Origin of the sequence: Rhodococcus sp. NBC_00294 (assembly GCF_036163995.1) — a bacterium.
In the GTDB taxonomy this organism is placed as follows: Bacteria; Actinomycetota; Actinomycetes; order Mycobacteriales; family Mycobacteriaceae; genus Rhodococcoides.
Genome location: NZ_CP108043.1, coordinates 2910811 through 2928248 on the forward strand (window position 1 = coordinate 2910811; position 17438 = coordinate 2928248).

The window sequence follows — 17438 nt, forward strand, 5'->3', positions numbered from 1 at the left end:
CGACGGGAATCGCACGGCAGCGGTTCTTGTCGGTACCCCCCTCTACCTTGGCGACAGATCGACGGGGTACAGACGCTTCGGGGACAAGAACTTCGAGAAGGAGACCATGATGGCTGCAGCTGCATACGATCGGGACAAGGCGCTCGATCTCGCGCTCGCGCAGATCGACAAGAACTTCGGCAAGGGGTCGGTCATGCGTCTCGGCGACGAGGCCCGTGTGCCCATCGCCGTCATCCCCACGGGTTCGATCGCGTTGGACGTCGCGCTCGGCATCGGCGGACTCCCGCGCGGCCGCATCGTCGAGGTCTACGGCCCGGAGTCCTCGGGTAAGACGACGGTCGCGCTCCACGCGGTCGCCAACGCACAGGCCGCCGGCGGCATCGCCGCGTTCATCGACGCGGAGCACGCCCTCGATCCGGACTACGCCGCCAAGCTCGGTGTCGACACCGACGCGCTGCTGGTCTCCCAGCCGGACACCGGTGAGCAGGCGCTCGAGATCGCGGACATGCTGATCCGGTCCGGTGCCATCGACATCCTGGTCGTCGACTCCGTGGCAGCCCTGGTTCCCCGTGCTGAGATCGAGGGCGAGATGGGTGACAGTCACGTCGGTCTGCAGGCCCGCCTGATGAGCCAGGCCCTGCGCAAGATCACCGGCGCCATCAGTTCGTCCGGCACCACGGTCATCTTCATCAACCAGCTGCGCGAGAAGATCGGCGTCATGTTCGGCTCGCCCGAGACCACGACGGGCGGTAAGGCGCTGAAGTTCTACGCATCGGTGCGCCTGGACATCCGTCGTATCGAGACGCTCAAGGACGGAACCGACGCAGTCGGTAACCGCACCCGCGTCAAGGTGGTCAAGAACAAGGTGTCGCCGCCGTTCAAGCAGGCCGAGTTCGACATCCTGTACGGCAAGGGCATCAGCAAGGAAGGCTCGCTCATCGACATGGGTGTCGAGCACGGCTTCGTGCGCAAGTCCGGCTCCTGGTTCACCTACGAGGGTGATCAGCTGGGCCAGGGCAAGGAGAACGCACGCAAGTTCCTGCTCGAGAACACCGACATCCGTGACGAGATCGAGAAGAAGATCAAGGAGAAGCTCGGCATCGGTGCAGACGTGCGTACGCCCGACGAGGCCGTCGCTGCTCCGGTCGACTTCTGACAGCAGGTCTCTCGACTGTGAACGACGACGAGTTTCCGGACTCGCGTGCACCGGGCGCCCGACGTACGTCGGGCGCCCGGTCCCGTTCCGGCCGCCGATCGGGCGAGACGCCGCCCCCGGGCGGGGGCACGGCGGTGCAGGCCAAGGATGCCGCGTTGCGGTTGCTCACCGATCGCGCCCGGAGCCGCGTCGAGCTCGAACAGCGGTTGGCCGCCAAAGGATTCACGGACGAGATCATCACGTCCGTGCTCGACAGGCTGACCGAGATCAAGCTGGTCGACGATCGCGACTTCGCCCATCAGTGGGTCCGCTCGCGACACACGTACTCGGGCCGAGGCAAGCAGGCGCTGCGCACAGAACTACGCACCAAGGGCATCGATCCGGTGCTGGCCACCGAGGCACTCGACATGATCGAGCCCGAGGACGAGCGGGAGCGTGCGCGCGAACTGGTCGTCAAGAAGCTCCGAGCCCCGGCTCTGCTGTCCGCTCTGAACGAGGAGATCGAGGATCCGCGGGAGCGGCGTGCGCAACGCGACAAGGTGGTGCGCAAGCTCGTGTCGATGCTCGCGCGTCGCGGGTTCGCCCAGGGCATGGCCTTCGACGTGGTTCGGACAGAACTCGAGGCCCTCGGAAACGATTCCGAAGGCCTCGAGTACTAGAACGTCAGACTGTCGCGCCACCCATGGCGGCACCCTGATCGACAGGAACCGGACTCTTCTTCGCTCGTCGCAGTCGCTTCTCCACCTTCGTGGCGAGGTACGTCAGCAGCGAGTTCAGGATGATCATGATGATGGCCACGATGATCAGCGCCGGCAGGAAGTTGCCGTAGAAGGCACCGACCTGCTGGCCCGACCGGACCACCTCGACATAGCCGATGATGTAGCCCAACGCGGAGTCCTTCAGCGCCACCACCATCTGCGAGATGATGGCCGGCAACATCGCGGTCACGGCCTGGGGAAGCAGGATCATGCGCATGATCTGGCCCTTGCGCAGGCCGATGGCCATGGCCGCCTCGGTCTGACCCTTCGGCAGGGACTGGATGCCCGACCGCACGATCTCGGCGATGACCGAGCCGTTGTAGAGCGTCAGGCCCGTCACCACCGCGGCCAGGGCCAGGTAGCGGGACTTGAACACCTGGTACTCGGCGAAGAACTGGTACAGGAAGATCATCAGGATCAGCACCGGGATGGCGCGGAACAGTTCGACGAAGAATCCGGCGACCAGCCGCACCGGCCGGTGGTCCGACAGGCGCGCGATGCCCAGGACCGCGCCCAGGATCAGCGCCAGCACGATCGACAGCCCCGCGGCGACCAGGGTGCCCTGGATGCCGGGAACCAGGTACGTCGTCCAGGTCGACGACTCGACGAACGGGCTCCACTTCTCCGATGTCAACTGGCCCTTCTCGTCCAGCTTCGCGTAGATCACGTACGCCGCCAGCAGTACCAGGACGAGCACGACGGCCGAGATGATGTGATTGCGCACCTTGGCGCGGGGCCCCGGAGCGTCGTAGAGAACGGTGGCGCGTTCGGCGGAGGCGACCTTCTTGGGCGGTGCCTCGGTGCTCAGAGGTGCGTTCGCTGTGGTCATCGGGCAACCGCCAATCGCTTGCCGAGGTAGCCGAAGAAGAGGCCGGTGGGGAAGGTCAGGATGACGAAGCCGAGCGCGAAGATACCGCCGACGACGAAGATCGCCGCCTCGTTCTCGATCATTTCCTTCATCAGGATGGCCGCTTCGAGGACGCCGATCGCCGCGGCGACGGTCGTGTTCTTCGTCAGGGCGATGAGCACGCTGCCCAGCGGGCCGATGACCGCACGGAACGCCTGGGGGAGCACGATGAAGCGCAGGTTCTGCGAGAACGTCAGACCGAGCGAACGCCCGGCCTCCGCCTGACCGACGTTCACGGTGTTGATTCCGGACCGCAGCGACTCGCACACGAACGAGGCCGTGTAGATGCTGAGACCGAGAACGGCGAGCCGGAAGTTGTTGTCCGCCTGGCCGGTCGGGGACGCCTGATCGGCGAGCGTGACGCCCAGGGTCTGGTAGAGGCCGAAGGCGCAGAACAGCAGGATCAGCGTGAGCGGGGTGTTGCGGAAGATGGTGACGTAGGTGGCACCGATCCACCGCGCGACGGGAACGGGGGAGACCCGCATCGCCGCGAGCAGGGTGCCGAGGACGAGAGCGCCGATGGCGGAGAGCACCGTCAGCTTGATCGTCATCCAGAACGCGTCGAGGAGTTCGGGCGCGTAGTCACTCAGTATGTCCACCGGCGACTCCTTCCGAGAGCGGTGACGAGTCGAACGGACGGTTCACCGGTGTGAACCGCCCGTTCGGGTCTCGCGAAGAGTGGTGATCAGTAGCGATCGACGGTCGGCTGTGCGGGCAGCGGGTACCCGGACGGTCCGACGGTGTCCTCGAATGCCTTCTGCCACGACCCGTCCTCGATCATGGCGTCGATCGCGTCGTTGATCTTGGTGCGGGTCTCGTCGTCGCCCTTGGCCAGGCCGATGCCGTAGCGCTCCTCGGTGAACGGCTCGCCGACCACCTTGAGCTCACCCGGGTACTGAGCCGCGTAGCCGGCCAGGATGATGTCGTCGGTCGTGACCGCGTCGACGGCGCCGTTGCGCAGTGCCTCGACACAGGCGGAGTAGGTGTCGAACTCCTGCAGCTGCACGTCCTGCGCGTACTGGTCCTTGACCTTCTGCGCGGGGGTGGAGCCCGAGACGGAGCAGAGGCGCTTGCCACCGCTGAGCGACTCGGGGCCCGTGATGTCGGTGTTGCCGTCGGCGACGAGAAGCGACTGTCCGGCGACGAAGTACGGTCCGGCGAAGTCGACCTTCTCCTTGCGGGCGTCGGTGATCGAGTAGGTGGCGACGATGTAGTCGACCTCACCGTTCTCGATCAGCGTCTCGCGCTGCGCCGACGGCGACTCCTTGAACGTGATGTTCTCCGGCGTGACACCGAGCTTGCCGGCGACGTACTTCGCGACCTCGACGTCGAAGCCGCTGAACGAGCCGTCGGGGGTGCGCAGGCCCAGGCCCGGCTGGTCGAACTTGATGCCGACGGTCAGCTTACCGCTCTCGGCGCTGGACGATGCGCTGGTGGCCTCGTCGCCACCACACGCGGTGGCGGCGAAGGCGAGCGCGAGTGCGGCGACGCCGACACGGGCGGTACGGGTGATTCTCATCGAGATCCTCCAGAAGGTGTGACGAGCGGGTGGGAGATCAGTGACTCAGGATCTTGCCGAGGAAGTCCTTGGCGCGATCGGACTTCGGTGTGGTGAAGAAGGTTTCGGGATCGGTGTCCTCGACGATCTGACCGTCGGCCATGAAGATGACACGGTCGCCGGCGCGGCGGGCGAAGCCCATCTCGTGGGTCACCACGACCATGGTCATTCCCTCCTTGGCCAGCGAGGTCATGACGTCGAGCACTTCGTTGACCATCTCGGGGTCGAGCGCGGACGTCGGCTCGTCGAAGAGCATCACCTTGGGGTTCATGGCGAGTGCACGCGCGATGGCGACACGTTGCTGCTGGCCGCCGGAGAGCTGTGCGGGGTACTTGTCCGCCTGGTTGGCGATGCCGACGCGCTCGAGCAGACGCTGCGCGGTCTTCTCGGCCTCGTCCTTCTTCATCTTGCGGACCTTCGTCGGCCCGAGCATGACGTTCTCACGAATCGTCTTGTGCGCGAAAAGATTGAAGGACTGGAAGACCATGCCGACGTCCGCGCGGAGCGCGGCGAGCGACTTGCCCTCGGAGGGAAGTGCCTTGCCGTCGACCTCGATGGTGCCCTCGTCGACGGGCTCGAGCCGGTTGATGGTGCGGCACAACGTCGATTTACCCGACCCGGAGGGGCCGAGGACGATGACGACCTGGCCGCTGGGAACGTCGAGTTCGATGTCCTTGAGGACGTGCAGATCACCGAAGTGCTTCTGCACGCCGTGCATCGCGATCATGGGGGCAGACGATGCTGTGGACGAGCGATGTTCGCGCTCGCCGTCAGGGTGGGTCATGGCGATGACCCTAGAGGTAGTTTCCTCCGCCACTGCTCGTTTTGGTGCGGGGACCGCGGATATGTAATGGAAACTTTACTCGGACCGCTCGGTGGGTCGGGTTCGAGCGCCGCCGTACCCTGGAGGGGTGGACACGATCGACACCCAGACCCTGCCTGCGCGGTCCGGGACTGCGCGCACCTACGAGGTGCGCACGTACGGCTGCCAGATGAACGTGCACGATTCCGAACGACTGTCCGGCCTTCTCGAGAAGGCTGGTTACGAGAAGGCCGACTCCGGGTCGTCCCCCGATCTCGTCGTCTTCAACACGTGTGCGGTACGGGAGAACGCCGACAACAAGTTGTACGGCAACCTCGGCCAACTCCGGCCGGCCAAGGACGAGAACCCGGACATGCAGATCGCCGTCGGTGGGTGCCTCGCACAGAAGGACCGCGACGTCGTGGTCACGAAGGCGCCGTGGGTGGACGTCGTGTTCGGCACCCACAACATCGGATCCCTGCCGGCGCTGCTCGATCGGGCGCGCCACAACCAGCGCGCCGAGGTCGAGATTCTCGAGTCGTTGGACGCGTTCCCCTCGACTCTCCCGGCCAAGCGCGACTCCGCCTACTCCGGGTGGGTGTCCATCTCGGTGGGGTGCAACAACACCTGCACCTTCTGCATCGTGCCCGCACTGCGCGGCAAGGAGGTCGACCGCAGGCCGGGCGACATCCTCGCCGAGGTGCAGGCCCTCGTCGACGAGGGCGTGCTCGAGGTGACGCTGCTCGGACAGAACGTCAACGCGTACGGCGCCTCGTTCGCGGATCCCGAGCAGCCGCGTGACCGGGGTGCGTTCGCATCGCTCCTGCGCGCGTGCGGGGAGATCGACGGTCTCGAGCGCGTCCGGTTCACCTCGCCGCATCCCGCCGAGTTCACCGACGACGTCATCGAGGCGATGGCGTCGACGCCCAACGTGTGCCCGACGCTGCACATGCCTCTGCAGTCCGGATCGGACCGCGTGCTGCGTGCCATGCGCCGCTCGTACCGCAAGGAGAAGTTCCTCGGCATCATCGACCGGGTGCGCGAAGCCATCCCGCACGCGTCACTGACGACGGACATCATCGTGGGCTTCCCCGGGGAGACCGAGGAGGACTTCCAGGAGACCCTCGACGTCGTCCGTCGCGCTCGCTTCAGCAGCGCCTACACGTTCCAGTACTCCAAGCGACCGGGAACGCCGGCCGCCGACATGCCGGATCAGGTGCCGAAGGCCGTCGTGCAGGAACGCTACGAACGGCTCGCCGCTCTGCAGGAGGAGATCTCCCACGAGGAGAACCGTCGCGTCGTCGGAACCGAGGTGGAGTTGCTCGTCGCCGACGGGGCCGGACGCAAGAACGCCGTCACCGAGCGGATGAGTGGACGCACCCGCGACGGGCGACTCGTGCACTTCACCCCGACGGGCGCCATCGACCGCGCCGTCCGGCCCGGCGACGTCGTCGTCACCACGGTGACCGACGCGAAGCCGTACCACCTGGTCGCCGACGTCCCGGTGCGCTCGCACCGGCGCACCACGGCCGGCGACCGACACGAGCGGGGCACGATGCCCCGGACCGCACCGGTCGGTGTCGGGTTGGGGTTGCCGTCCGTCGGCGCCCCGGCGCCCGAGCCGGTCACGACGATGGGATGTTCACTGTGAGTACCGAGCCGACGACCGGGTCCGATCCGGCGGCCGCCGAGAAGCGGATCTCGGGTCGTATCGACCCGGGGGTCCGCGCCGTCGTCGTGGCAGTGGTGGTGTTGTTGCTGCTATTGAGCTTCGCACTGCCGCACACAGGTTCGGCCAACGCGTGGGACGTGCTGGTGCACGACGAGGACGCCGTGGCGGAGTCGGTGGCACTGCCGTCACGCATCTTCGTGTGGCTGACCCTGGTGTTCGCGGTCGGCTTCTCGGCCCTCGCCCTGGTCACTCAACGCTGGGCGCTGGCCTGGGTCGCGCTCTACGGGTCCGGGGTGGCGACGGTGCTGGGCATCCTGGCCATCTGGTCGCGTCAGACCGTTCCCGTCGGCCTCACCGGGGCCGGCCCCGGGCTGGGCCTCGTCCTCGGCTGGTTGCTCGTGGTCGTGCTGGCGTTCCACTGGTTCAAGGTGGTGTGGAACCGCTCCAACGCTCAGTGGGCGGCTGCCGCCGCCCGGCGCGACGCGGCCGTGATGGACGAGGCGCGGCGCGAGAACGTGCTGGACACGTCCCGGCGCCGCGACAACTGATCCTCCGGAGTCACAGACCGCCGAGGGCGCTGTCGGCGGCGTCGGCCCACTCGCGCCACTGCTGTGCCTGCGCACGGGCCTTCTCGGCGTCCTTGGCCTTGCCCGCGGCCTCGGCCTTCTGGGCCTGCTCCTCGAACTGCGCGACCCGCTCGCGGAACTGAGCCGCGCGCGCCATCGCCTCGGGGTCGGTGCGTCGCCACTCGGAGTCGGCGGCGTCGCGGACGCGCTTCTCGATCGCGCGGAGCTTGCCCTCGAGATCGTGCATCTTCTCCCGCGGGACCTTGCCGATGGCGTCCCACTTGTCCTGCAATGTCCGCAGTGCTGCGCGGGCCGCCTCGATGTCCTTGGACGGGTCGATGTGACCGGACTCGGCCAGCAGCCGTTCCTTCGCCTCGGCGTTCTGCTCGAACTCCGCGTTCTGCTCGGACTGAGCCGCGTTGCGTGCCTCGAAGAACACGTCCTGGGCGCCCTTGAACTTCTGCCACAGCGAGTCGTCGGCGTCGCGGGGAGCCCGGCCGGCGGCCTTCCACTCGGTCAGGAGATCGCGGAACACCTGCGCGGTGCCCACCCAGTCGGTGGACGACGACAGTTCCTCGGCCTTGGCGACCAGTTCTTCCTTGCGCACCTTGGCGGCACCGCGTTCGCGGTCGAGATCGGCGAAGTGCGCGCCGCGGCGGCGGTTGAACGCCTCCCGTGCCTTGGAGTAGCGCTTCCACAGGGCGTCGTCGACCTTGCGGTCGACGCCGCGGATGGTCTTCCACTCCTCGAGGATCACGCGAAGACGGTCACCCGCGGCCTTCCACTGCGTGGATTCGCTGCCGATGGTCTCGGCCTCGACGGCCAGCGCCTCCTTGCGTGCCGTCGATTCGGTCCGCTCGGAATCCTTGCGCTTGCGATGCTCGGCGGCGACCTCGTCGGAGTGTTCGATCACGGCCTGCAGGCGGGTCGCCAGCGCGTCGATGTCGCCGATCACAGCAGCGGTGGGCAGGGTCTCGGCGAGCGCGACGGCGGCGGTCTTCGTCTTCTTGGCGTCGCCGGCGCCGGAGGCGAGTCGCGCTTCGAGGAGTGCGACCTCCGTGGCGAGATCGTCGTAGCGGCGCCCGAAGTGTGCGAGGCCCTCGGCCGCGTCACCGGCCTGCCAGGAACCGACCTGCCGCTCTCCGTCGGTGGTACGTACCCACGCGGAACCGTCCTCGTCGACCCGGCCCCAGCGGGACGGATCGGTCACGACCGGGACGACAGCGGGCGTCGTCGGCACGTGGTGTGCAGCCGGATGCGGCGTCGGGTGCGACTCCCCGTCGCCTGTGGACGACGACGGTGCGGACGGATCGGCCGGGGCACTGGGCCGGGTGGGCGCCGGGCGCGGTGCGCCGCCGGGTCGAGGACCCGGTCGGGGCCCGGGCCGGGGAGGTGTGGGGCTCGCCTGCGCCTCGCCGGGGGCGTTCTCGGTCGTCTCGTGCTCGGTCATGGTTCTCTCCGTCTCTGCCGCGCGTCACGGCTGCCTGGCGCTACGTGGTTCTCTGCTCGGTCGTTCTCGGCCCATTCAACCCCCTCCGCGCGTCGGCGACCATGCAAACCCCGAGGGACGCGCGGAAAAGGGACGCCCTCGGACGGTCGACTACCGTGGCGTCCGTGCTGTCCGCCCTCGCCTTCGTCCCGTCGCCTCCGTTGCTGCTCGCGGAGCTCGCCGGTTCCGCCACAGGCGAACTGGACGATCTGCGTGCAGCCGTGCGCGAGGTGTGCGACGACCTGGGGCAGTCCTGTCACGGCTGGATCGGGGTCGGGGTCGGTGCGACCACGACCTGGATCGACGGCGATGCCGCGGGTACGTACGCCGGTTTCGGGGCCGATGTCGTGGTCGGTCTCGCCCCGGATCGCGGGCCTGTCGATCGCGCGATGGAGTTGGCCGCGCTGACCGTCGGGCTGCTTCGCGAGCAGGCTGTTCCGCAGTGGTCGGTCCCCGTACAGCTCGTCGCTCGGAACGCGAGTGTCCAGGACGTGGCGGCGGTGGCGCTCGACCTGCGCGGCCGCGTCGACGCCGCGCCCGGCCCCGTGGGGCTGCTCGTCGTCGGTGACGGGGCGACGACCCTGACCGACAAGGCGCCCGGCGCGTTCGACGACCGGGCCGAGGCGGTGCAGCACGCGATCGACGATGCGCTCGGCAGAGCCGACGTCGATGCGCTGGCGTCCCTGGATCCTGCTCTGTGTGATGCCCTCGGCGTGGACGGGCGGGTGGCATGGCAGGTGGCGGCCACGCTGGTCGGACCCACACGAGTGGTGCCGCACAGTCTCTTTCGCGGTGCCCCCTACGGAGTCGGGTATCACGTCGCCTCGTGGTCGCTGTGACGCGACCGACACCGGTCGCGGTGATCGGACCCACGGCCACGGGCAAGTCGGCCCTCGCGCTCGATCTCGCCGAGCGCCTCGGCGGGCACATCGTGAACATCGACGCGATGCAGCAGTACCGAGGCATGGACATCGGTACCGCGAAGACGCCGGTCGCGGAGCGTCGCGGCATCCCGCACCACCGACTCGACGTCCTGGACGTCACGGAGACGGCAACGGTGGCGGCGTACCAGGACGCCGCGGTGCGGGAGATCGAGGAGCTGCTCGAGCAGTCCGTCGTGCCCGTCGTCGTCGGCGGATCGATGATGTACGTCCAGGCTCTGCTGGACCGATGGCAGTTCCCGGCCACGGATGCCGCGGTGCGTGCCGAACTCGAGGCCAGGCTCGCCGCCGAGGGGGTCGCGGCGCTGCATCGCGCACTCGCCGAGTCCGATCCGGCGGCCGCGGCATCGATCCTGCCGACCGACGGCCGACGCATCGTCCGCGCGCTCGAGGTGGGACGCCTCACCGGGAAGCCGTTCGCCGCGTCGGCGCCCACCATCGGCGAGCCGCGCTGGGACACCGTCGTCCTCGGCATCGACCGTGACACCGACGAGCTGGACGCGCGCATCGCGGCACGCACCGACGCGATGTTCGCCGAGGGGCTCGTCGCCGAGGTCGAGACCCTCGTGGGTCGAGGACTGCGCGAGGGAGTCACCGCCCCGAGAGCGATCGGCTACGCGCAGGTGCTGCAGCTGCTGGACGGCGAGATCGACGAGGCGGCCGCGCGCGAGGCGACCTTCGTCGGTACCCGTCGCTATGTTCGCCGCCAACGGTCCTGGTTCGGCCGCGATCCCCGCGTGCACTGGCTGCGCGGGGGCGCATCGGACCTGCTGGACGCCGCACTGCGCACGAGGGGAGAACACCGATGAGCGATGCGCTCGTCCTGTCGAGGAACGCGCGGTTCCAGCAGTGGCAGTCCTACCTCGTCACCCGCGGCAAGCGCACCAAGGCGGGAGTCTTCCTCGTGCAGGGAGTGCGGCCGGTCACACTGGCCGTCCAGCACGAGTGGCCTCTCGAGTCCGTGCTCTATCGAACCGGCGACCCCTTGTCGTCCTGGGCCACGTCGACTGTGGACCGCTGCCGGGCCGCAGGCGTGTCCGCGGTGGGTGTCGCGCCGGAGTTGATGGCGGAGCTCGGCGAACGCGTCGATCAACCACCGGAGGTCCTGCTCCTCGCACGGTCCCGGCTCCTCGATCCCGGCCACTGGACTCCGACGGGCGACGCGCCGGTGGTGGTCGCGTTCGATCGGCCGACGTCGCCGGGCAATCTCGGCACCCTGATCCGGTCCTCGGACGCCTTCGGAGCGTCCGGGCTGCTGGTCAGCGGGCATGCCGCGGACCCGTTCGATCCCGCGTGCGTCCGCGCGACCACCGGGTCCCTGTTCGCACTCCCCGTGGGACAGGTCGGAGGTCCGGAGCAGGTTCGCGCGATGGTGGACAGGCTGCGGCAGCAGGGCACCGACATGACGATCGTGGGCACCGACGAGACCGGCACGGTGGCAGCGCACGAGCACGACTTCACAGGAGGAACGGTGCTGGTGGTGGGCAACGAGACCCGCGGCATGAGTGCCGCGTGGCGGGATGCCTGCGACGTCGTCGTGTCCATCCCGATAGGCGGCGCGGCGAGCTCCCTCGGAGCACCGTCCGCCGGCGCCGTCGGGCTGTACGAGATCACCCGCCAACGGCTGATCGCGCGGACGTCCGCGCCGGTGGGAGACTGATCCCATGCAGTTCACCAAGGGACACGGAACGCAGAACGATTTCGTCGTGCTGCCGGACCCGGACGCACTCCTCGATCTGAGCGCACACCGCGTGGCGACGCTGTGCGATCGCCGAGCCGGGCTCGGCGCGGACGGGGTACTGCGAGTCGCCCGCAGCGGTGCTCTCGTCGACCGCGGCGTGCTCGACGTGCTGCCCGAGGGCGTGTCCGCCGGCGACTGGTTCATGGACTACCGCAACGCGGACGGGTCCATCGCGGAGATGTGCGGCAACGGTGTCCGGGTGTTCTCCCATTACGTTCGTGCGGCCGGTCTCGTGGACTCGGACGAGTTCGTCGTCGGATCGCGCGCCGGCGGAAAACCGGTCACGGTGCACTCGCACGACGCCACCGACGCCGTGGTCACCGTCGAGATGGGCACCCCGCAGGTCTTCGAGACCTCCGACACCGAGGTCGACGGCAGGTCCTTCACGGGCATCGGCGTCGACGTCGGCAATCCGCACCTGGCCTGCGTGTCCGCCGATCTCGATGCGGAGACCCTCGGCGACCTCGACCTCACGGCGCAACCCACCTTCGACGGTGCGGTGTACCCGCACGGGGTCAACATCGAGTTCGTCACCGTGCCGAAGGACGGTGCGGTGAGCATGCGTGTCCACGAGCGCGGCGTGGGGGAGACCAGATCGTGTGGCACGGGCATCGTCGCCGCCGCGGTCGCGGCCCTGCGCTTCGACGGGTCCGGCGACGGCGAGCTGGCCGTCCACGTTCCCGGTGGTGTCGTGTCGGTGCGCGTGTCGAACGGTTCCGCGTCGATGCGGGGGCCGTCGGTGCTGGTGGCGTCGGGGGAGCTGTCGGACGCCTGGTGGGCGGGGCTGGAAGCGTGACGGCCGGGGTGCGGGTATTCCCCGCGACACGGTTGCGTAAATGACAGTGCACGTCAGGACGTTCTCGTGGATCATGGGTCTCGTATGACGACAACGAATGCAGCGGCCGACAGGGCCGACACGACAGGTTCCTCCCACAGCGACGGGTTCGAGCAGGACGCCGAGTGGTCCACCGGCGACATGCAGCTCGACGATCGCAGCGCACTGCGCCGTGTGGCCGGACTCTCCACCGAGCTCACCGATGTCACCGAGGTCGAGTACCGCCAGTTGCGGCTCGAGCGCGTGGTGCTCGTCGGTGTCTGGACCAGCGGTTCCGCCGAGGAGGCGGAGTCCAGCATGACCGAACTCGCGGCTCTGGCCGAGACGGCGGGTTCCGAGGTGCTCGAAGGGCTGGTGCAGCGTCGCGACCGACCCGACGCCTCCACCTACATCGGCTCCGGCAAGGCGAAGGAACTGCGCGAGGTGGTCATCGCGACCGGCGCGGACACCGTCGTGTGCGACGGTGAACTCACGCCTGCGCAGCTGACGGCACTGGAGAAGATCGTGAAGGTGAAGGTCATCGACCGCACCGCGCTGATCCTCGACATCTTCGCTCAGCATGCCTCCTCCCGCGAGGGCAAGGCGCAGGTCGCCCTGGCGCAGATGGAGTACATGCTTCCGCGTCTGCGCGGCTGGGGTGAGTCCATGTCGCGTCAGGCGGGTGGCCGCGCCGGCAGCAACGGCGGTGTGGGCCTGCGTGGTCCCGGTGAGACGAAGATCGAGACCGATCGTCGTCGCATTCGCGAGCGCATGGCGAAGCTACGTCGCGAGATCCGGGGCATGAAGCAGGCCCGCGACACCAAACGTGAGCGCCGGCTGCAGGGCAACGTGCCGTCAATCGCCATCGTCGGCTACACCAACGCGGGGAAGTCGTCGCTGCTCAACGCGTTGACCGGATCCGGTGTGCTGGTGCAGAACGCACTGTTCGCGACCCTGGATCCGACCACGCGCAAGGCGACGCTCGAGGACGGCCGCGAGTGCGTGCTCACCGACACCGTCGGCTTCGTCCGCCACCTGCCGACCCAGCTGGTCGAGGCGTTCCGCTCCACGCTCGAGGAGGTGACGGACGCCGATCTGCTGCTGCACGTGGTGGACGGGTCCGACCCGCTCCCCATCGGGCAGATCGAGGCGGTCCGCGAGGTCATCGTCTCGGTGGTGCGCGAGCAGAACGCCGCGGCGCCCGAGGAACTGATCGTGGTCAACAAGATCGACGCCGCGGATCCCGTCACGCTGACGCAGCTGCGGGGCCTGCTGCCGGGTGCGGTCTTCGTGTCCGCGAAGACCGGTGAGGGCATCGAGGAGCTGCGGACACGACTCGGCGAGCTGGTCCGCCCGCCCGAGGTGTCGGTCAGCGTCCTGCTGCCCTACGACCGCGGCGACCTGGTGTCGCGCATCCATGCGGACGGACGGATCTCGAGCACGAGTCACGAGAGCGGCGGTACGCGCATCGACGCGACCGTACCGACGGCGCTGGCCTCGATACTCACGCGATACGCCCACAGCGCGTGAGCCGTCGGTTCGCGCCAGTGCTCGGCGCTGCCGTGGTGGCGCTCGTGGCAGCGTCTCCCGCGGCGGCGCAGACCGAGGCACCGGATGCGGAGCCGTACTGTGTGCCGACCGATCCGGGACTGTCCGAACTCTCGGGTATGACGGTGCTCGACGGGACGGTGTACGCGATCGGGGACAGCGGCGCCGACGACCGTGTCGCGCGCCTCGACTCCGAGTGTGCTGTCGCGGAGTGGCTTCCGAATCCGGTGGATCCGTACGACGTCGAGGATCTCTCGTCGTTCGAGGGGTCGTTGTGGCTCGCGGACATCGGCGACAACGACCGTCGACGCGACGCCGTGGCCCTCACCCGGATGGATCCTGCGGCCGGTGGTGCCGGTGAACTGCACCGGCTCACCTATCCCGACGGTGCGCACGATGCCGAAGCACTCCTCATCGGGCCCGACGGCCGTCCCGTCGTCCTCACGAAGGACGGTCTCGGAACCGGTGCCGTGTACACCGCGGACACGTCGGTGTCCGATCTCCCGAGTCCCGGTCCCACCCCGCTGCGCCGCGTGGCCGACTTCGCGCCGTCCGCGACGACCACACCCGGGGGTCCGCCGCTGCTCGACGGCAGTCGCCTGGTCACCGGCGGCGCCGTGAGCGCCGACGGGTCCATCGCTGCCGTGCGCACCTACACCGATCTGTACCTGTGGTCCGTGCGGGACGGTGACGTGGCCGCGGCCTTCGCGTCGGCCCCCGCCCGCGTCGTCGCGCTCCCGCCGCAGCCGCAGGGCGAGTCGATCGCCTTCACCTCGGACGACGAGGTGCTGCTCGGGTCCGAGCAGGGTGTGGACACGGCTGCAGCTCGTCCCGCCGTCCTCGTCCTGCGCGATGTGGCACCCTCCGCCGAGGCCGGCCCGGAGGCCACCGAGACCGCGGACTCCGAATCACCCGCCGAGCCCACCGGGTCCATCCTCGTTCCGTTGATCGCCGCCGCGGCCTCGGTCGGTGTGGTCGTGGTGCTGACCCTGTTCTTCGTGCGTCGACTGTTCCGGTCGCGGTAGACACAGAAGCACACATGACGACGGCCCCCACGGTGTGTGGGGGCCGTCGTCGTCTGTGCGGAAGATCAGGCGTCGAGGTCCGACGCGACCAGTGCGGCCACCTTGTCGAGCGTGGCCTGATCGTCGCTGGTGATCGTGACCTCGGTGCCCTTGGTGGCCCCCAGCGTCATGATCATGAGCGCGGAGCCGCCGTCGACGGCCTCTTCGCCCTCCACCTCGAGGGTGACGTCGACGCCGGAGTCGGCGACCGCCTCGGCGATGACGGCGGCGGGACGGGCGTGCAGGCCGATGGCGGATCCGACCGTGACCGTGGTGCTGGGCATCGTGGTGATCTCCTTCTTCGTCAGGTGAGTGCTGGTGTCGATACTGCCAGCTGTGGGGGTGGTGACGTGGGTGTCAGGCTGCGACGGCGACGGGTTCGTCGACGATCTCCGCAGGCTTCTTGCCGGCGAACTGCTTGGCTGCGGTGATGAGCGCCGCGGAGACCACGGTGCCGATCGCCAGAGCCAGCAGGAACAGGAAGAAGTTGTTCATCGCGAAGAACACGAGCAGTCCGCCGTGGGGTGCGCTGAGCGTCGTCCCGAAGGACATGATCAGGGCGCCGGTCACAGCGCCTCCGGCCATCATCGAGGGGATGACACGTAGAGGGTCGGTCGCGGCGAACGGGATCGCACCCTCGGAGATGAACGCAGCTCCGAGAAGCCATGCAGCCTTGCCGTTCTCGCGCTCTGCCTCGCTGTAGAGCTTCGGTCGCAGAGTCGACGAGAGTGCCATGGCGAGCGGGGGAACCATACCGGCAGCCATGACGGCGGCCATGATGCGCAGCGATGCCTCGTTGTCGACGCTGAGCCCGGCGGTGGCGAAGGCGTAGGCGGCCTTGTTCACCGGTCCACCGAGGTCGAAGCACATCATGAGGCCCAGGATGATGCCGAGGATGATGACCGACGAGCCCGAGAGGCCGTTGAGGAAGTTGGTCAGGCCGGTGGTGATGGCAGCGAGCGGGCGACCCAGCACGAGGAACATCAGACCGCCGACGACGAGGGTCGCTCCCAGCGGGATGATGACGACGGGCATCAGGCCACGCAGCCACGGCGGCACCGCGATCCGGCTGATCCACAGCGCCACGAAGCCGGCGATGAGGCCACCGACGAGGCCACCGATGAAGCCGGCACCGACGAACAGGGCCACCGCACCGGCGGTGAAGCCGGGTGCCAGACCGGGACGGTCCGCAATGGCGAAGGCGATGTAACCGGACAGAGCCGGGACGAGGAAGCCGAAGGCCAGGCCGCCGAGCTGGAACAGCACCGCACCGATGAAGATGCGGAGCCCGCCGTCGGGCAGGTTGGTGAGGCTGTTGTTGGTCATGATGTCCTCGGCGACACCCTTGATCTCGTATCCACCGAGAAGGAAGCCGAGGGCGATGAGGAGTCCACCGGCCGCGACGAACGGGATCATGTAACTGACACCGGTCAGGAGGATCTGGCGCAACCGCGTGCCCCAGCCGAGTCCACCGGCAGCGGCGGCAGCGGACGCTCCCGGTGCGGTACCGGAGACGCGTGCGGCGTTCGGGTCACCGCCGGCGCGCAGAGCCTCGGCAACCATCTTGTCGGGCTCGTTGATCGCGCGCTTGACGCCGGACTCGATGACAGGCTTGCCCGCGAAGCGCTCGCGGCCCTTGACGCCCACGTCGGTGGCGAAGATGACGGCCTCGGCCGACGCGATGAGAGCCGGGTCCAGTGCCGTGGAGCCGCTCGAGCCCTGCGTCTCGACGTGCACGGTGACGCCCGCACGGTCGCCGGCGTCCTTGAGGGAGTCGGCAGCCATGTAGGTGTGGGCGATGCCGGTGGGGCACGCGGTGATGGCGACGATGTGCTTGGCAGCGTCCGCCGTGGCGGTCGGAGCGGGAGGAGCGGTCTTCGTGGTGGTGACGGGGGCAGCGGCCTTCGGAGCTTTCGGGGCCAGAACGCCCTCGACCAGTGCGACGACGTCGGCGGGGGTGGCCGCCTCGCGCAGCGATGTCACGAATGCGGGCTTGACCAGCGCGCGTGCGAGCGAGGACAGCAGCTTCATGTGCTCCGCGCCTGCGCCCTCCGGTGCGGCGATGAGGAAGACCAGGTCCGCGTCGCCGTCGGGTGCGCCGAACTCGACCTTCGGGTTCAGGCGAGCGAATCCGAGCGATGCCGTCGTGACCGCGGCGGAGCGGCAGTGTGGAATCGCGATGCCGCCGGGCAGGCCGGTGGCCGACTGGGCTTCACGCGCCATCGCGGCGTCGCGGAGTGCATCGGCATCGGATGCGCGGCCCGCGTCGGTGAGGACGCGAGCGAGGCGGGCGATGACGTCGTCCTTCGTCGAGCCGAGATCGGCGTCGAGCAGGATGAGGTCCTCGGCGATGATGCCGGGCTTGGCATCGTGAGCCGTGGTGGGACTGGACATGTCGTTTCCTCTGGGAGTGGAGTGGAGC

17 protein-coding genes are annotated in these 17438 nt (G+C 68.6%); 10 read left to right on the top strand and 7 right to left on the bottom strand.

What is annotated here, in order from left to right; translation table 11 throughout:
• The first annotated feature begins 109 nt into the window (after positions 1 to 109).
• Both recA and OHB23_RS13660 read left to right on the top strand, forming a co-directional pair.
• Entirely contained in the window at positions 110 to 1156 is a 1047-nt protein-coding gene (gene recA, locus OHB23_RS13655) for a recombinase RecA (RefSeq protein ID WP_027505126.1), read from the top strand.
• Between the two features lie 17 nt (positions 1157 to 1173).
• On the top strand, positions 1174 to 1815 hold the full coding sequence (locus OHB23_RS13660; RefSeq protein WP_373425217.1) for a regulatory protein RecX: 642 nt from the start codon (positions 1174 to 1176) through the stop codon (positions 1813 to 1815).
• A 4-nt stretch (positions 1816 to 1819) separates the two neighbouring features.
• Here OHB23_RS13660 and OHB23_RS13665 read toward each other — a convergent pair whose 3' ends face one another.
• From OHB23_RS13665 to gluA, 4 genes are all read right to left on the bottom strand, one after another.
• On the bottom strand, positions 1820 to 2743 hold the full coding sequence (locus OHB23_RS13665; protein ID WP_082544487.1) for an amino acid ABC transporter permease: 924 nt from the start codon (positions 2741 to 2743) through the stop codon (positions 1820 to 1822).
• Positions 2740 to 3420: an amino acid ABC transporter permease gene (locus tag OHB23_RS13670; RefSeq protein ID WP_027505128.1), complete on the bottom strand. Its 681-nt coding sequence runs from the start codon at positions 3418 to 3420 to the stop codon at positions 2740 to 2742. The genes OHB23_RS13665 and OHB23_RS13670 overlap by 4 nt, the downstream gene beginning before the upstream one ends.
• Before the next feature lie 86 nt (positions 3421 to 3506).
• Positions 3507 to 4340 (bottom strand): glutamate ABC transporter substrate-binding protein, encoded by an 834-nt coding sequence (locus OHB23_RS13675; protein ID WP_027505129.1) that lies wholly within the window; start codon positions 4338 to 4340, stop codon positions 3507 to 3509.
• A 37-nt stretch (positions 4341 to 4377) separates the two neighbouring features.
• On the bottom strand, positions 4378 to 5106 hold the full coding sequence (gluA, locus tag OHB23_RS13680; RefSeq protein ID WP_027505130.1) for a glutamate ABC transporter ATP-binding protein GluA: 729 nt from the start codon (positions 5104 to 5106) through the stop codon (positions 4378 to 4380).
• 184 nt (positions 5107 to 5290) lie between these two features.
• Between gluA and miaB the strand changes: the two genes are divergently transcribed.
• Positions 5291 to 6832, top strand: coding sequence for a tRNA (N6-isopentenyl adenosine(37)-C2)-methylthiotransferase MiaB (gene miaB, locus OHB23_RS13685; RefSeq protein ID WP_328809714.1), 1542 nt, complete (start codon positions 5291 to 5293; stop codon positions 6830 to 6832).
• Complete coding sequence (locus OHB23_RS13690) at positions 6820 to 7401, top strand: Rv2732c family membrane protein (RefSeq protein WP_037185326.1); 582 nt, start codon at positions 6820 to 6822, stop codon at positions 7399 to 7401. The genes miaB and OHB23_RS13690 overlap by 13 nt, the downstream gene beginning before the upstream one ends.
• 10 nt (positions 7402 to 7411) lie before the next feature.
• Here OHB23_RS13690 and OHB23_RS13695 read toward each other — a convergent pair whose 3' ends face one another.
• On the bottom strand, positions 7412 to 8869 hold the full coding sequence (locus OHB23_RS13695) for a DUF349 domain-containing protein (RefSeq protein WP_051613197.1): 1458 nt from the start codon (positions 8867 to 8869) through the stop codon (positions 7412 to 7414).
• A 155-nt stretch (positions 8870 to 9024) separates the two neighbouring features.
• Between OHB23_RS13695 and OHB23_RS13700 the strand changes: the two genes are divergently transcribed.
• From OHB23_RS13700 to OHB23_RS13725, 6 genes are all read left to right on the top strand, one after another.
• Positions 9025 to 9747, top strand: coding sequence for a hypothetical protein (locus OHB23_RS13700; RefSeq protein ID WP_328809715.1), 723 nt, complete (start codon positions 9025 to 9027; stop codon positions 9745 to 9747).
• Complete coding sequence (miaA, locus tag OHB23_RS13705) at positions 9744 to 10658, top strand: tRNA (adenosine(37)-N6)-dimethylallyltransferase MiaA (RefSeq protein ID WP_197027758.1); 915 nt, start codon at positions 9744 to 9746, stop codon at positions 10656 to 10658. Before OHB23_RS13700 ends, miaA begins: the two co-directional genes overlap by 4 nt.
• Complete coding sequence (locus OHB23_RS13710; RefSeq protein ID WP_328809716.1) at positions 10655 to 11509, top strand: TrmH family RNA methyltransferase; 855 nt, start codon at positions 10655 to 10657, stop codon at positions 11507 to 11509. The genes miaA and OHB23_RS13710 overlap by 4 nt, the downstream gene beginning before the upstream one ends.
• Before the next feature lie 4 nt (positions 11510 to 11513).
• Positions 11514 to 12386, top strand: coding sequence for a diaminopimelate epimerase (dapF, locus tag OHB23_RS13715; protein ID WP_328809717.1), 873 nt, complete (start codon positions 11514 to 11516; stop codon positions 12384 to 12386).
• A gap of 84 nt (positions 12387 to 12470) precedes the next feature.
• Positions 12471 to 13934 (top strand): GTPase HflX, encoded by a 1464-nt coding sequence (gene hflX / locus OHB23_RS13720; protein WP_027505135.1) that lies wholly within the window; start codon positions 12471 to 12473, stop codon positions 13932 to 13934.
• Positions 13931 to 14977 carry a hypothetical protein gene (locus OHB23_RS13725; protein WP_328809718.1) on the top strand — a complete coding sequence of 349 codons (1047 nt, stop codon included), beginning with the start codon at positions 13931 to 13933 and terminating at the stop codon, positions 14975 to 14977. Before hflX ends, OHB23_RS13725 begins: the two co-directional genes overlap by 4 nt.
• 65 nt (positions 14978 to 15042) lie before the next feature.
• On the opposite strand, the gene OHB23_RS13730 is transcribed toward OHB23_RS13725, so the two are convergent.
• Together OHB23_RS13730 and OHB23_RS13735 are read right to left on the bottom strand one after the other, a co-directional pair.
• Entirely contained in the window at positions 15043 to 15300 is a 258-nt protein-coding gene (locus OHB23_RS13730) for an HPr family phosphocarrier protein (RefSeq protein WP_027505136.1), read from the bottom strand.
• Positions 15301 to 15373: 73 nt separating this feature from the next.
• The gene (locus OHB23_RS13735) at positions 15374 to 17410 is read right to left on the bottom strand and encodes a PTS fructose transporter subunit IIABC (RefSeq protein WP_222649157.1); all 2037 of its coding nucleotides are present in this window, start codon (positions 17408 to 17410) and stop codon (positions 15374 to 15376) included.
• Positions 17411 to 17438 lie beyond the last annotated feature (28 nt).

Bases quoted from the DNA above. Each gene is read 5' to 3' on its own strand.
- recA (WP_027505126.1), top strand. From the start codon at position 110: ATGGCTGCAGCTGCATACGATCGGGACAAGGCGCTCGATCTCGCGCTC.
- gluA (WP_027505130.1), bottom strand. From the start codon at position 5,106: ATGATCGCGATGCACGGCGTGCAGAAGCACTTCGGTGATCTGCACGTC.
- OHB23_RS13690 (WP_037185326.1), top strand. From the start codon at position 6,820: ATGTTCACTGTGAGTACCGAGCCGACGACCGGGTCCGATCCGGCGGCC.
- hflX (WP_027505135.1), top strand. From the start codon at position 12,471: ATGACGACAACGAATGCAGCGGCCGACAGGGCCGACACGACAGGTTCC.
- OHB23_RS13665 (WP_082544487.1), bottom strand. From the start codon at position 2,743: ATGACCACAGCGAACGCACCTCTGAGCACCGAGGCACCGCCCAAGAAG.
- OHB23_RS13695 (WP_051613197.1), bottom strand. From the start codon at position 8,869: ATGACCGAGCACGAGACGACCGAGAACGCCCCCGGCGAGGCGCAGGCG.
- OHB23_RS13730 (WP_027505136.1), bottom strand. From the start codon at position 15,300: ATGCCCAGCACCACGGTCACGGTCGGATCCGCCATCGGCCTGCACGCC.
- OHB23_RS13675 (WP_027505129.1), bottom strand. From the start codon at position 4,340: ATGAGAATCACCCGTACCGCCCGTGTCGGCGTCGCCGCACTCGCGCTC.
- dapF (WP_328809717.1), top strand. From the start codon at position 11,514: ATGCAGTTCACCAAGGGACACGGAACGCAGAACGATTTCGTCGTGCTG.
- OHB23_RS13710 (WP_328809716.1), top strand. From the start codon at position 10,655: ATGAGCGATGCGCTCGTCCTGTCGAGGAACGCGCGGTTCCAGCAGTGG.
- OHB23_RS13735 (WP_222649157.1), bottom strand. From the start codon at position 17,410: ATGTCCAGTCCCACCACGGCTCACGATGCCAAGCCCGGCATCATCGCC.